Source organism: Bacillus sp. Y3 (assembly GCF_008123875.1).
Taxonomy (GTDB): Bacteria; Bacillota; Bacilli; order Bacillales; family Bacillaceae; genus Bacillus; species Bacillus altitudinis.
Genome location: NZ_VSSC01000009.1, coordinates 97270 through 110346, shown reverse-complemented (window position 1 = coordinate 110346; position 13077 = coordinate 97270). Strand labels below are relative to the sequence as shown.

15 protein-coding genes are annotated in these 13077 nt (G+C 41.3%); 3 read left to right on the top strand and 12 right to left on the bottom strand.

All coding sequences use genetic code 11. The annotated features are described in order from the left end of the window. Nucleotides 1-2 precede the first annotated feature (2 nt). The 4 genes from FXF70_RS17540 to acpS all read right to left on the bottom strand — a co-directional run bounded on the left by FXF70_RS17540 (nt 3) and on the right by acpS (nt 3430). Nucleotides 3-284 (bottom strand): hypothetical protein, encoded by a 282-nt coding sequence (locus tag FXF70_RS17540; protein ID WP_003214273.1) that lies wholly within the window; start codon nt 282-284, stop codon nt 3-5. 293 nt (nt 285-577) lie between these two features. Continuing rightward, nucleotides 578-1759, bottom strand: coding sequence for an alanine racemase (alr, locus tag FXF70_RS17535; RefSeq protein WP_148780848.1), 1182 nt, complete (start codon nt 1757-1759; stop codon nt 578-580). Between the two features lie 128 nt (nt 1760-1887). Next, entirely contained in the window at nt 1888-2904 is a 1017-nt protein-coding gene (locus FXF70_RS17530; protein ID WP_007496489.1) for an outer membrane lipoprotein-sorting protein, read from the bottom strand. 160 nt (nt 2905-3064) lie between these two features. Continuing rightward, nucleotides 3065-3430, bottom strand: coding sequence for a holo-ACP synthase (gene acpS / locus FXF70_RS17525; RefSeq protein WP_017358398.1), 366 nt, complete (start codon nt 3428-3430; stop codon nt 3065-3067). A gap of 94 nt (nt 3431-3524) precedes the next feature. On the opposite strand from acpS, the gene FXF70_RS17520 reads away from it, so the two are divergent. Next, the gene (locus tag FXF70_RS17520) at nt 3525-4130 is read left to right on the top strand and encodes a rhomboid family intramembrane serine protease (RefSeq protein ID WP_007496491.1); all 606 of its coding nucleotides are present in this window, start codon (nt 3525-3527) and stop codon (nt 4128-4130) included. A gap of 55 nt (nt 4131-4185) precedes the next feature. On the opposite strand, the gene FXF70_RS17515 is transcribed toward FXF70_RS17520, so the two are convergent. The 7 genes from FXF70_RS17515 to FXF70_RS17485 all read right to left on the bottom strand — a co-directional run bounded on the left by FXF70_RS17515 (nt 4186) and on the right by FXF70_RS17485 (nt 11632). Continuing rightward, complete coding sequence (locus FXF70_RS17515) at nt 4186-5682, bottom strand: PH domain-containing protein (RefSeq protein ID WP_017366662.1); 1497 nt, start codon at nt 5680-5682, stop codon at nt 4186-4188. Beyond that, the gene (locus FXF70_RS17510) at nt 5672-6151 is read right to left on the bottom strand and encodes a PH domain-containing protein (RefSeq protein WP_008346922.1); all 480 of its coding nucleotides are present in this window, start codon (nt 6149-6151) and stop codon (nt 5672-5674) included. The genes FXF70_RS17515 and FXF70_RS17510 overlap by 11 nt, the downstream gene beginning before the upstream one ends. A gap of 110 nt (nt 6152-6261) precedes the next feature. Then, on the bottom strand, nt 6262-7752 hold the full coding sequence (gene cshA / locus FXF70_RS17505; protein WP_041507152.1) for a degradosome RNA helicase CshA: 1491 nt from the start codon (nt 7750-7752) through the stop codon (nt 6262-6264). Between the two features lie 166 nt (nt 7753-7918). Further along, nucleotides 7919-8257: an avidin-fold protein gene (locus FXF70_RS17500; RefSeq protein ID WP_065459903.1), complete on the bottom strand. Its 339-nt coding sequence runs from the start codon at nt 8255-8257 to the stop codon at nt 7919-7921. A gap of 127 nt (nt 8258-8384) precedes the next feature. After that, nucleotides 8385-9077 (bottom strand): alpha/beta hydrolase, encoded by a 693-nt coding sequence (locus FXF70_RS17495; RefSeq protein ID WP_008346929.1) that lies wholly within the window; start codon nt 9075-9077, stop codon nt 8385-8387. Between the two features lie 26 nt (nt 9078-9103). Next, a complete protein-coding gene (locus FXF70_RS17490) occupies nt 9104-10468 on the bottom strand; it encodes a UDP-N-acetylmuramoyl-tripeptide--D-alanyl-D-alanine ligase (protein WP_148780847.1) in 1365 nt (454 codons plus the stop codon). 81 nt (nt 10469-10549) lie between these two features. Next, nucleotides 10550-11632: a D-alanine--D-alanine ligase gene (locus FXF70_RS17485; protein WP_019744208.1), complete on the bottom strand. Its 1083-nt coding sequence runs from the start codon at nt 11630-11632 to the stop codon at nt 10550-10552. 184 nt (nt 11633-11816) lie between these two features. Between FXF70_RS17485 and FXF70_RS17480 the strand changes: the two genes are divergently transcribed. Beyond that, a complete protein-coding gene (locus tag FXF70_RS17480; protein WP_008346934.1) occupies nt 11817-12137 on the top strand; it encodes a thioredoxin family protein in 321 nt (106 codons plus the stop codon). 338 nt (nt 12138-12475) lie between these two features. Then, nucleotides 12476-12625 carry a Fur-regulated basic protein FbpB gene (gene fbpB / locus FXF70_RS17475; RefSeq protein WP_065461547.1) on the top strand — a complete coding sequence of 50 codons (150 nt, stop codon included), beginning with the start codon at nt 12476-12478 and terminating at the stop codon, nt 12623-12625. A gap of 98 nt (nt 12626-12723) precedes the next feature. Here fbpB and FXF70_RS17470 read toward each other — a convergent pair whose 3' ends face one another. Further along, the gene (locus tag FXF70_RS17470) at nt 12724-13059 is read right to left on the bottom strand and encodes a hypothetical protein (RefSeq protein ID WP_017366657.1); all 336 of its coding nucleotides are present in this window, start codon (nt 13057-13059) and stop codon (nt 12724-12726) included. Nucleotides 13060-13077: the final 18 nt, after the last annotated feature.

Here is a 13077-nt window from a genome sequence, read left to right as displayed (position 1 = left end):
GTTTAACCCCCGCTGACTAATCGCTCAACTGTATTCTCAGCCTCAAATTCTGCGTATTGTGCCTCTGAAGAGATATTCAGATTAATTTTCGCCATCTCCATGTAGCCGCGTCTCATCGATTCACGATTTTGTCGAATATTACGTTCACGAATATACGTTTTTGTCGCTCGGTAGATCAATTCATTTCTTGTTACCTTATCCTGCTCTGCTACTCGTTCGATCTCAGACATTAAAGCCTCCGGCAGTCGAATCTTCATTTCGTTTGTTGCGCTGGATTCAGACAAAAAACATACACCTCCACAAAACTTACGGATACCGTTTCGATCCATTCCAAGACTAATCATACCATTATTCAATGCACAAGCAAAGCTGTTTTTTCATGATTTCTTATTAGAACATGAAGCGGCTCGCCACCCGTAAATCAAGATGATAATGGAGTTCCTCTTTCCCATTATACGCTTTTTTCCGAAAATCATACGGTATTTCCAAAATCTCTAAAAAAGGGAGAATGTTTATGATGCCTTTGTAGAATAAAAGAGAACGATGTCAGTTTGAACATCGTTCCCGTGGATGCTGTTTATAAAAAGCTTGGCCCGCCTTGAAGCAGCGGATTACGTACATGAACCCTTTTGCCGTCCTCTATATAGACTCTTGGGACGCGGTAGCCAACAGAACATGTGACTTCGTAGTTAATGGTTTCAAGCCGCTTGGCTATTTCATCGACAGATATCCTGTCTTCGCCTTGTGTGCCGATGAGCACGACTGGCTCCCCTGCCGGAATGTCCTTTTTCAAATCAACCATGAATTGATCCATGCACACCCTTCCAGCAATTTTTCGGCGTTTTCCGCCAACGAGCACTTCTGTTCCGGCAAGCTTCCTGATCCAGCCGTCTGCATACCCGATTGGAATCGTACCAATCCATGTATCTTGATTCGCTGTATAAGTTGCACCATAGCTCACACTCTCACCCTTTTGAATGGGCTTTACATGTGCAAGTTTTGTATGAAGAGATAATGCTTCTTCCAGTTGAAACGGCAATTCATCTATGATTTCTTCCGACGGCGACAGCCCGTACATACTGATGCCAAAACGAACCATATTAAATAAAGTGTCTTTAAACCTTAGACCTGCTGCACTGTTGGCGCAATGAATGAGCAGTTTGTCCGTATGAAGCGGTTGAAGCAATGTTTTAAACGTATCAACCTGCATACCGAAGTAGTTTTCATCTTTTTCATCCGCTGTGGCAAAGTGAGTAAATACTCCTTCCAGCTGTAAAAAAGAATGAGCGTGGACAAGCTCTTTTACTTCGCTCACCTGCTCGATTGTTTTCACACCTAACCGATTCATGCCGCTGTCGATTTTCAAGTGGAAACGAATGGGTTGTCCCATCTGCCCTTTCATCACTTTGACGACTTCTCTCAGCCAATCGATCGAGTAAGCGGTCATGATCACATTGTACCTGACTGCCACTTTGACATACTCTGACGGTACTGCGCCGAGCACAAGAATTGGGGCTTTGATGCCTTTATTTCTTAAAGAAATGGCTTCATCTAAAAAAGCGACGGCTAATAGGTCTGCTCCTGCTCCGAGGGCAGCTTTTGCCACTTCTATATCTCCATGTCCATATGCATTGGCTTTCACAACAGCCATTAGTTGGACGCTTTGACCAATATGGTCTTTCATATGTGAAACATTATGCTTGATTGCTGTTAAATCAATTTCTGCCCATGTGTCTCTATAAAAGGCATTTGTGTCCATTCATCACACTTCCCTATTGAATGATTCAATACTTCATTATGATACTAAAAATCCAGAATAATGTGAAACAACTCAAAGAAAATCAGCCCATGCACAGGGCTGATTTGTTGTTATGTTAAGAATCTCGCCTATTTCGCTGACTGTCCTTCTACACTTTTGGCGACCATTAAGAGTTCTTCTTTCGATAAATCACTTGAAGAAATTAAGTAGTCAACCCCATCAGATGTCCAAGAAAGAGATTTGTCTGTCAGAACACCCACTGTCATGCCAAGATCGACTGGCTCGCCGTTCATCGTCACAGGCGTAGACGCTTCTGCTACCCGTGCTTTTTCCTGAATGAGCGTGAAGGATTTCTTTCCGCCATACGTCATCACATACCGCTTTCCAGCATCTGTTGTCATTTCTTTCTCTTCCATTTTCTTCACGCCCTCTGGCATATCCACAGGCGTTTTCACAGCAAAGCTGTCAGATGGATCTGCGCTTGTGGCAACATCCATTTGAGAAAGTGTCATATTTTTCTTCTCATCAAAGGCGTCTTTGTCAAAGGATTTGTTGAATTCAAAGTGAGAGAATTCTACTTTCACCATTGGCTTTTTATCGCTATCCAGTACTTTCACACTAGCAGGCGCCATTGTTTTTTTATGAAAGGTAATCTCTTGGGTCGGCAGCATTTGGTTGTGCTGATAGTTGGTTTTTGTTTCAAAAACGTACTTCGACTCTTTTGCTTTGAACTGAGCTGCACTGTCATTTTTAATGTCTTTCACAAGTGATTCAAATAAATACACCTGACTGCTGTTGTTCGGCCAATCACTATGGAAGCGGAAGCTTTTGTTTAATGAAGGTGTCAGCACAAATACACCATTGCCATTTCTTAAAATGACTTGACTCTGATCCTTCTTAGGATTTTCTAAATAGACACGGTAAAGCTCCGGCTTCTTGTACCAAATTTCCACATGGTATTCCTGCGGATCATTTCCTGTCTCAATGGTCATTTTTGCTTTGGCTTTGTATGATGTCATTTCCTCTGCCTTTTTGTTTAAATCTCCAACGATATCTTGTTGAGATTTTTGACCGCATGCGGAGAGAATCAATACAAAAAGGATCCCCGTTACAAGCAAAACAAAGCTTTTTCTCACCCTTTTCAACCCCTTCGTTAATTGTGTTAAAAGGAAGAAACCGCTTGTTTGACTTTAACAGTACGCCTCAAGAGTTAACTGCGTACCGCGAACCATCAAAGCCTGTTAGCAACTCGCCCTTCCTTATCGCACTACCCAATATATGAAGGGGGGACAAACAATATGCAGACTAGCTTGACAACCTTTCAATTAAAACTTGTGCTGCAGCATATTCTTTTGTGTGTGTAATGGATACATGAACGTAGTCTTCTTTTGTTTTCTCACTTTTGATGAGGGGTTTTCCGTTCGCATCTTTTTGTATCTCGATGTCGTGAAAGCTTATATACTGACCAATTCCCGTACCGTATGCTTTTGCGAATGCTTCTTTCGCCGCAAAACGCCCTGCCAGAAACTCCAGCTGTCTCTTTTCACTTAGTGTGTGAAAGACTTCCTGTTCACGTAAAGTCAAAATTCGTTCTGGTAAACGGGGCTGCCTGCTAAGAACTCGTGACAGCCGGCCGATCTCTACAATATCCATACCGATTCCTTTAATCATGAGGTACCTCCTATGATACTCGTACTAATTTGGATGTTCGCTTCATAAACGTGTTACTATAAACTTACCATTATCTAGTCAAAAGGGGTTTGTTATGTTTATTCGAACGGAGAGCTTTCAACAATTTATTAGATCGTATCCAATCGTAACAGCGATCCTTGCTTTGCAAATCGGCCTATGGCTTTTATTTGCGATCCCTATTCCAATGATCCAGCTTGGGCAGGACCATCTCGTTGGTTTTAATTATGGTGTTGCAGCAGGAGAATGGTGGCGGCTTTTAACGCCTATTTTTCTTCACGGAAGTCTGACACATATTCTGTTCAATTCCATGTCGCTCTTCCTATTCGCTCCAGCACTTGAGTATTTGCTTGGAAAGGTTCGATTTCTTGTGATTTATCTGGGTGCTGGATTCATTGGCAATCTCGGAACCTATTGGGTGGAGCCTTTAGAGTACGTACATGTCGGGGCTTCTGGTGCGATATTTGGTTTATTTGGCGTCTATCTTTATCTTGTCCTATTTAAACCGCATATGATGGACCGTGGTAATTCTCAGGTGATCTTAACGATTCTCGGCGTCTCTGTTATTATGACGTTCGTCAACTCGAACATCAACATCATGGCCCACTTATTTGGATTGATAGGCGGCATGATCCTAGCACCGATCACTCTATTCTTCCATTCAAAAAAACGACGCTATTAAGCTCATAAAAAATGTCGATCACTCCGTTTAACGGGAGCTGATCGACATTTTTTGTTTAAGTTGATTGATTCGTTTCATAGGAATACCAATCGCATACACGTTCAGCATCTTCCTCTTCAAGGTGATGCACACCAAAGGAATCAAGCAAGGCAGAGGACTTCACAAAGGTGTGAATACTTGCCACCCGCCCTTTCTTTTGAAAATAGGATTGGGTCATCGTATAGTTTTGCATTCGTTTTCTTAAAACAATTCCGGTGGTCTTGCCGATACCTCTTGTCGTTAATTGAATCAGTTGATCTTTGATCACATATCCTGATTGTTTATAGGCTAAATACCCAAAAAACAAGGCAAATGGTAATGGAATCAGCGCCAAATACCCCCATGGTGGAAAACGTACAGAAAGGATTATACCTACAAGTAATGGAACAAATCCGTAAGATATCAGATAACGTTTTAGTGAACGCTTCGGCACTTTTTTCAATTCACTTTCTGGTGCCAGCTGATATTGATCTGTAAATTGCGTTAACAATTCATTGATCTTTTTCTTCCGTATGAGTGGAAATAAGACAGAAGAGGTCTCTTTTTCTGTAATGGAACCTCCTGCGCTGACAAGCATGACCGTCGCAAAACCAAATGGTTCACGCAGAATATTTTCTTTGATTTTCACTGCTTGAATTCTCGCAAGCGGAATGGTCATTTGATGCCTTTCGATGAGTCCTCTTGTGATGATGATGTCTTTCCCTTTTCGTTTTGCGGTAAAATTCGCATATTGAAGGGCTGTTACCCCAACACTAAGAATCCACGCAATCAATACGGCAATAAATATGAGAATCGCATAAATCTCAACACTCGCATGACTTAAAAAAGAAAACCGTTTAAGGAATCCGTCCAAAGGTAGAATTTCATCTATTTGTGTGTAAATGGCGAGACACCCAGAAATAATGACGCCGATTCCGCTTGAAGTGGTCGCAGCCAAAAGCAGCTCTGGTATACCCATTCGGTAGGAAACACTGATTTCTTTTTCTACAGGCTGTTGCGCTGTCAGAGAATCAGGGAAATCTAAATTTTCATCAATCATTTCTTCTTGTTGCAAGCTTTTCTTCCGGTTGAAAATCGATTGCTTTAGTTGCTCAGCTTCTGCTTTTGTAATGGCCGTCAGGCTCACTTCAGGTCCATCCGTCCCGCCTGCCGTTTCGATTTGCACCCGAACCAAACCAAAGATCCGCTGGAAGATACCTTCACTTGTATTCACCGTTTGAATTCTTTCTAACGAGATATACTTTTTCTTTTTGGTGATGACACCTGATTCCACTCGAAATTCATCGTCTTCCATTCGGTAGGTGAATCGTCTCCATGCTAAAACGGTTGAAACAGCTTTCCATAAAAGAAGCACCCCAAGAATAATGAACGCATAAAAACGAATACTTGAATTCGAGTTCACAAAAATAAGCACGAAAAAAGGGATAATGAAGTTTTTGATCATGGATACGGCATCTGATATAAAATCAATGAACATCGAGATTGGATGTACACGTTTTGGTTCAGACATCATCTTCCGTCACCCTTGCTAATCGAGATATGTAATCGCGAAGCTCATCTGCCTCTTCTAATTCCAGTGCCGGAATATCATGCACTGTCGCAGCCGTAGAAATTTGAACAGATGCCAACCGGTAGCGCCTTAAAAGCGGCCCTTGAGATGTATCCACATGCTGAACACGTACCATTGGCACAATGACACGTGTGACACGAATCAATCCGTGCTGTATTTCAATTTCGTTCTCAAATACTTCATAGCGCCAGATGTGATGGCGGATTTTCGGGATGAGCCAGATTCCGAAGATGACCTGTAAAATCCACAAACCGATGAGGATGGCTCCAATCCAATATGGCCATTGAAAATAATAACTAGCTACAAATACCCCAATGATGATGAATAAGAAAATCAATGAGATAATTCCATTTTGAAGACGCCATACTTTTAATCCATTTAAGCTGATTTGACGTTGCGGCTGTTTTCTCACATTCTTCCCCCATTCTCTTACTTTTCTATCAATATATTACGAAAGAAAGCCTAAAAAGTTTCATTAGGCCTGTTAAAAAAAGCGAACCCTGCAAAGGATTCGCTTTTGAATTAGTTGTTATAAGATTTCTTTTGACGACGATCGTTAGAAGAACGATTGCGGTCATTTGAAGAACGCTTTTTATCACCGTAAGATGAACGGCTTTTTCCGCGATAGCCGCCACCACCGCCGCCGTCTCTGCGTTTAGAAGAGCTGCGGTTGTTACGATTGCGTTTTGAAACCATTGGTGCTTCATCTGTCAAACGAACAGGCGTTGCATCTGGCTCTTTTGTCATCATTTTGATGGCAGCCGCAACCACTGTAACAGAATCATGATCTTCTAATAATTCAGCAGCTGCTGTCATGTAGAAGTTTAAGTTGTTTTCACTGATGATTGTGCGCAGACGATCAATGGTTACTTGTTGTTGTCCTTCGATTGCCTCATCTAGTGTTGGTTCTTTCATACGATCCATTTTACGTTTAGTCGTTTGCTCGATCGCACGAAGCATATCTTTTTCACGTGGTGTGATGAATGTCATCGCCATACCTGTACGTCCAGCACGTCCAGTACGTCCAATACGGTGTACATAGCTTTCTGGATCTTGTGGCACGTCAAAGTTATACACGTGTGTTACGCCTGAAATATCAAGTCCACGTGCTGCAACGTCTGTTGCTACAAGCACATCGATTGAACCTTCTTTGAATTTACGAAGCGCAACCATACGTTTCGCTTGAGTCAAGTCACCATGAATTCCTTCAGCTGTATAACCTCTAAGGTTCAGTGCTTCAGTCAATTCGTCAACGCGGCGCTTTGTACGACCGAAGACAATTGAAAGCTCAGGTGATTGAATGTCAAGAAGACGAGTCAATGTATCAAACTTCTTACGCTCATGGATATCCAAGTAGAACTGCTGGATGTTAGATACAGTCATTTCTTTCGCTTTTACTTTTACGTGTTCTGGGTTTGTCATGAAACGTTCTGCAATACGCTTAATTGGTGCAGGCATTGTCGCAGAGAATAAAAGTGTTTGGTGTTCACTTGGTACATTTGAAAGGATCGATTCAATGTCTTCGATGAAACCCATGTTTAGCATTTCGTCTGCTTCATCAAGCACGACTGTTTCAACATTTTGAAGACGCATTGTACGACGGTTAATGTGATCGAGTAAACGTCCTGGAGTCCCTACGATGATATGAGGATTTTTCTTGAGCGAACGGATTTGGCGACCGATATCTTGTCCACCGTAAATCGGAAGTACGCGCGCACGCTTGTCTTGGCCAATTTTGTATAGCTCTTCAGATACTTGAATCGCTAATTCTCTTGTTGGCGCAATGATAATCGCTTGGATATTTGGAGACGCTGGGTCGATTTTTTCTACAAGAGGAATACCAAACGCTGCAGTTTTTCCTGTTCCTGTTTGTGCTTGTCCAATGACATCTTTATTCTGAAGACCGAGAGGAATTGTTTCCGCTTGAATCGGTGTTGCTTCTTCAAATCCCATGCGGTTAATAGCTTTCATGAGACTTTCGCTTAATTGAAAATCTTGAAACGTTATAGTCAAATTATTCAAACTCCTTCTAATTGCTGTTTCAGTAATCTCGTGAATGATCATTAAAAACTGCCCTTTGTATGAAAGGACAGGTCCATTATATACAAAGCCCGAATTACCCTACATTATATCTTACCATTACACTATTTGTTTTTCAACAAGACAGAAATGGATATATCTACTGCTCGACAATGACCGATTCACCTTCACTGTGATCTCCGTCCATCCATTTCCACTTTTCAAACAGTTGAATTTTTCCGTTATCCAGCTGCTTAGGAGTGGAATGACATGAACCGCTTCTCATGCTGCCATCCTTGCTTACATGGTGATATCTAAAATGAAGTGCTCCGTCTTTATACACAGTTCCTACAAGTACGCCAGATTGAATACTGCCGCCTTGATATGTGCCCGTTAAAATATTCCCGTCCTGACGATATTGAAATATGGTTCCTTCCGATACTTCCCCATTGCTCGAATTAGACTGCGGGACAAAGGTTTTTCCGTCATATTGAAACAACCGAATCGACCACCTTTTCTTACCTATTGTAACATAGGCCTGTCACTCATTCGACAAAAATGATGCAAATTTTAACAAGTGGGATTCAATTTATATTAGTTTAGCCACATTTTAGCTTTTCTATAGATTAAATTGTTTTTTTTAGAAATTGTTCGACTTTCTCAAACAATTGCTGTGCACAAGGCTCATGACAAACGTGATGTTTACAATCAGGTAAATAGAACATTTCTTTCTGACGGGACGGGATTTTATGATAAATGAATTCTGCACTAGAAGCGGGGACGATCCCATCACTTTCACCTTGAACGATCAAGACAGGTAGATGAAGCTTTTCAAGAGAACCTTTCGTTTGCTTCACCAATTTCATAAATTCTACAGCAGCTGATAGCGGTGTACTCGTCAGCTTATGACGATATCGATCATACAATGGGTTCGTATCAATCAAACCAGACAAGGATTCCTTCACCATCTGCCTTGTGTCTTGAATCATTTGTTTTGGGTTAACATATTTAGCAGCAGCACTTAACAGAACAAGACGGGCCACTGGATACTTCGCTGCTAAATATGAGGCAATCATCCCGCCCATCGAAAAGCCGACCAAATAAATGGTGTCACATGTTCGGTAAAGGGATAAGAGTTCTAATTCAGCGGTGGCAATCCACTCCTGATAGAGAATACCTTTGAGCTGAAGTTCCTCCCCATGCCCCGGAAGCGTGACAGATTGTACCGTCCAATCTGTCGTCTGCTTTAAATATTCCGCAAGCGGCTCTACTTCATACGGGGCACCAGTAAAACCGTGTATACATAGACAGCCAATCACCCTGTCACCTTCTTTGCCGATCTGATTTATAGTGCAGTAATCACGTCTTCCAATCTCATGCCACGGGAAGCTTTGACCAGAACGACATCGTCAGGTCCTGCCACATCCGCTAGTTTTTTCTTCAGTTCTTCTTTGTCCATATAAGAAGACACGCGGTCGTCTCCAAATGCTTTCTTTGCTCCTTCAGCAATGAATGCGCCAAGACGGCCAAACGTTAAAACATGATCAATAAACTCAGGCTTGATGTACTCCCCTACTTCAAAATGATAGTTCTCTTCTTCACTGCCCATCTCCAGCATATCTCCGAGAACGAGTATGCGGTTAGCAAAGCCATCCATATCTCCTACAAGATCAATCGCTGCTTTCATCGACGTAGGACTCGCATTATACGCATCGTTGATAACCGTGATGCCCTTATCTGTTTTAAACAGTTCTAAACGCATGCCTGTCAATTTCGTTTGCATTAGCCCTTGGGCAATTTGTCTTTCATTCAGACCGAAATGCTGGCCGATTGCAATAGCTGCAAGAGCATTCTTTACATTGTGTTTCCCTAATACAGGAATGAGAAACCCTTGAGCATATCCCTCCACTTGAAATTCAGTACCTTCAGCGAGTTGGTGGATGTGAATCACCTTGATATCACAGTCCTCTGATTCTCCAAACGTTTTTACGCTGCGTGCCAGGGCATTTGCTCTTTGGCGGAGTAAAGGCTCATCTCCTAAATAATAAAAAGTCCCATCCTCTTTTAATCCTTTTGTGATCTCACATTTTGCATCTGCAATGGCTTCTCTTGATCCTAGATCCTGCATATGAGATTCTCCAATATTGGTGATGACAGCTGCATCAGGTTCAGCGAGATTAGATAAAAATTCGATTTCTCCTTTTGCACTCATGCCCATCTCTAATACAGCAATCTCTGTTTTTTCTGGCATTGCAAGGATGGTCAGTGGAAGTCCAATATGATTATTAAAGTTGCCATCTGTTTTATGGACTCTGTATGTCGTTTGTAGGACAGAATGGATCATGTCTTTCGTCGTTGTTTTGCCATTACTTCCAGTAATACCGACAACTTGAGGGTTTTCCTCTTTTAAGTATGATTTCGCAAGTTGTTGGAGTGCTGTCAAAGTATCCTCTACAAGAATGACAGGTACACCAGATGGTGGGTTCGCTTCTGTTTCATTCCAAAGAACCGCTGCCGCTCCAAGCTCCACTGCTTTTGAAGCAAAAGTGTGACCGTTAAAATGTTCCCCGATAAGCGGGATAAATAGTGCGCCTTTTGATACTTTTCGTGTATCTGTTGTCACTCCGTGTATCTGTTCTTCGCCAAAAGCTTCATTCGATAATGTGCCACCAGCCATTTGGGCGACTTGTTTCACTGTACGTTTGATCATGTTTTTTCGCCTCTCTTTCTCATTTCACGTTTGAAGGAAAAGAGACACTACCTGTAGGATAGTGTCTGCTTGCTTCTTACATTAAAAAGTGGTTTTAATGGTTTGTTTTTCTTGATGGCGTTCAATTGCAAGTGACACCAGCTTCTCAATCAGCTCAGGATACTCTACACCAGTATGTTTCCAAAGAAGCGGGAACATACTAAAAGGTGTGAATCCTGGCATAGTATTCACTTCATTGATCAGCACTTCGCCTTCTTCTGTTAGGAAGAAATCTGCACGTACGAGGCCAGATCCATCAATGGCTTTAAATGCCTTAATCGCCATATCGTGAATCGTCTTGTACTCTTCCTCTGACACACTCGCAGGAATGATCAAATCTGTATCGCCATCTTCATATTTTGCTTTGTAGTCATAAAAATCTGTTTTAGGTGCAATTTCACCAACGACTGAGCATTTCGGCTCGTCATTTCCTAATACACCAATTTCAATTTCTCGTCCTACAACGCCTTCTTCCACAACAACACGACGATCATATTGGAAAGCCAAATCAAATGCTGTTTGCAGCTCTTCTTTGCTGCGGCATTTACTAATTCCGACACTTGATCCCATGTTGGCAGGTTTCACAAAACAAGGATACCCGAGAACTGCTTCTACCTGTTCTAGACTGTCTGATATGGCTTTCTCATAATCCTTTTTATTGAAGGAAAGATGCTTTGCCTGCGCAAGCCCAGCTTGAGCAAACACATCTTTCATCATGACTTTATCCATACCCGCAGCAGACGCGAGAACGCCGTTACCGACATACGGGATATTCAATAGTTCAAGTAACCCTTGCATGGTCCCATCTTCACCATTTGGCCCATGTAGCAATGGAAAGACAACATCAATCTTTTCATCAGCAGATGCAGGCTGTGGAAACATGCTTTCATTTAAAGAAGTTGGTAAAAACGTCTTTGCATTTTGTTCAAATTGAAGCATTTTGACGTTTGATACTGGTTCAGTGAGTTTTTCTCCTCTTAGCCATTCGCCCTCTTCTGTAATATAAATTGGATGTATATCGAACTTCTCAGTGTTAAGTGCTTTTGTAACTGCAAGGGCTGTTTGCAGTGATACATTATGTTCGGCTGACTTTCCGCCGTAAACCAATCCTAAACTTATTTTCAATGGATACTCCCCCCACTAAAATTCATCTTTACTATCTTATCACTTTCAAGCAAAAATGCTCTAATTAATTTTTGTTGTTACGGAATTGAAATGATTTGTAAAGGTTGTAAGCGCCCCCCGAGCATTTGTATGTCATTCGCCTTTATTTTATATTAAAATGACATTGAAAAGGAGTTGTGACAAATTGAAAAAAATTACAAGCACTGAACAATTCAACGAAATCATTCAATCAGACAAAGAGGTCATCGTTAAATTCTTTGCGACATGGTGCCCTGATTGCACTAGAATGGACATGTTCATTCCAGACATCTTAGAGGCTTATGCTCAGAATGAATGGTTTGAAATAAACAAAGACGACTTTCCTGAGTTAGCGGAAACGTATCAGGTCATGGGAATTCCTAGCCTGTTAATTTTCAAAAATGGCGAAAAAACAGGTCATTTACACAGTGCCAACGCTAAATCACCTGAAGAAGTAACAGAGTTTCTTCAAGAACACGTTTCATAACTCAATTGAATGGAGACATCAGCCAACTCATGCTGGTGTCTTTTTTATATCCTTTTAAATCAAATCTCTTCATAAGACGAGATGTGCGGCTAAAACGTTTCAACATAGGCAGGAATGTTTGATCTGATTTCATGACAAGGTTTGACAGCGAATTATTTCCTGGGAAAGAATTCATCGTCGATATGGATGGGAATATGTCGGTTACGTGAATTTTCTGAATTGAATCTTTACTTATGACATTCTGCTTTGTATAATGGAGTTGCTAATTGAAAATGATTATCAATTTCATCTGTGTGAAATCTTATAGAGTCCATTCTACCAAAGGAGCGTTGAGTTACATGTCTAAGAAGAAAATCAAAACGTATCAGCAATTGATCGAAGAAAACAAGGAAGCAATCATGCAAGACCCTAAAATGATGGAAAGTATATACGAAACCATCGACAAAAAGCACCAGAAGCAGCTTGCCGCTGCTGGACGTGAATCATAAACACAAGAAGAGCAGTCAAACAGATGGCTGCTTTTTTATTTGCCCGAAGAAAAGAAAAAGCCGATAAAATCTATTCTTCGATTTTATCGGCTTTTGTTTTAATGTGATTTCGCTACACGGTCTTGCTTCATTCCTAAATAGATGAGCATATATGTTAGATAACCCATTGTCATCGTTAAACCACCGAAGAAGAATTGTGAAAACACGGGTTCTTCAAATGTCGTAACGGCAGCAAGCACGATCCAGCTCGCATATAAATAGACCATGAACCATTTCATGTTTCTTTTAAGTGTATACAGAAAGAAAAGACCCGCTAATGAAAAGATCCCTAGCGCTAGTCTGAAATAAACAAGATGATCAAACTGGAAGGCAAAAGACACAAACGAAAACGACAACAGCAACAAAATGGGTAAAGCCGTAATAAAATTTTTCACGATAGTGCCACCTCCATG

What these genes read in the sequence shown, in the direction of transcription:
- alr (WP_148780848.1), bottom strand. Translation starts at nt 1,759, where the DNA reads ATGGACACAAATGCCTTTTATAGAGACACATGGGCAGAAATTGATTTA.
- acpS (WP_017358398.1), bottom strand. Translation starts at nt 3,430, where the DNA reads ATGATTAAAGGAATCGGTATGGATATTGTAGAGATCGGCCGGCTGTCA.
- FXF70_RS17515 (WP_017366662.1), bottom strand. Translation starts at nt 5,682, where the DNA reads ATGATGTCTGAACCAAAACGTGTACATCCAATCTCGATGTTCATTGAT.
- FXF70_RS17520 (WP_007496491.1), top strand. Translation starts at nt 3,525, where the DNA reads ATGTTTATTCGAACGGAGAGCTTTCAACAATTTATTAGATCGTATCCA.
- fbpB (WP_065461547.1), top strand. Translation starts at nt 12,476, where the DNA reads ATGTCTAAGAAGAAAATCAAAACGTATCAGCAATTGATCGAAGAAAAC.
- FXF70_RS17490 (WP_148780847.1), bottom strand. Translation starts at nt 10,468, where the DNA reads ATGATCAAACGTACAGTGAAACAAGTCGCCCAAATGGCTGGTGGCACA.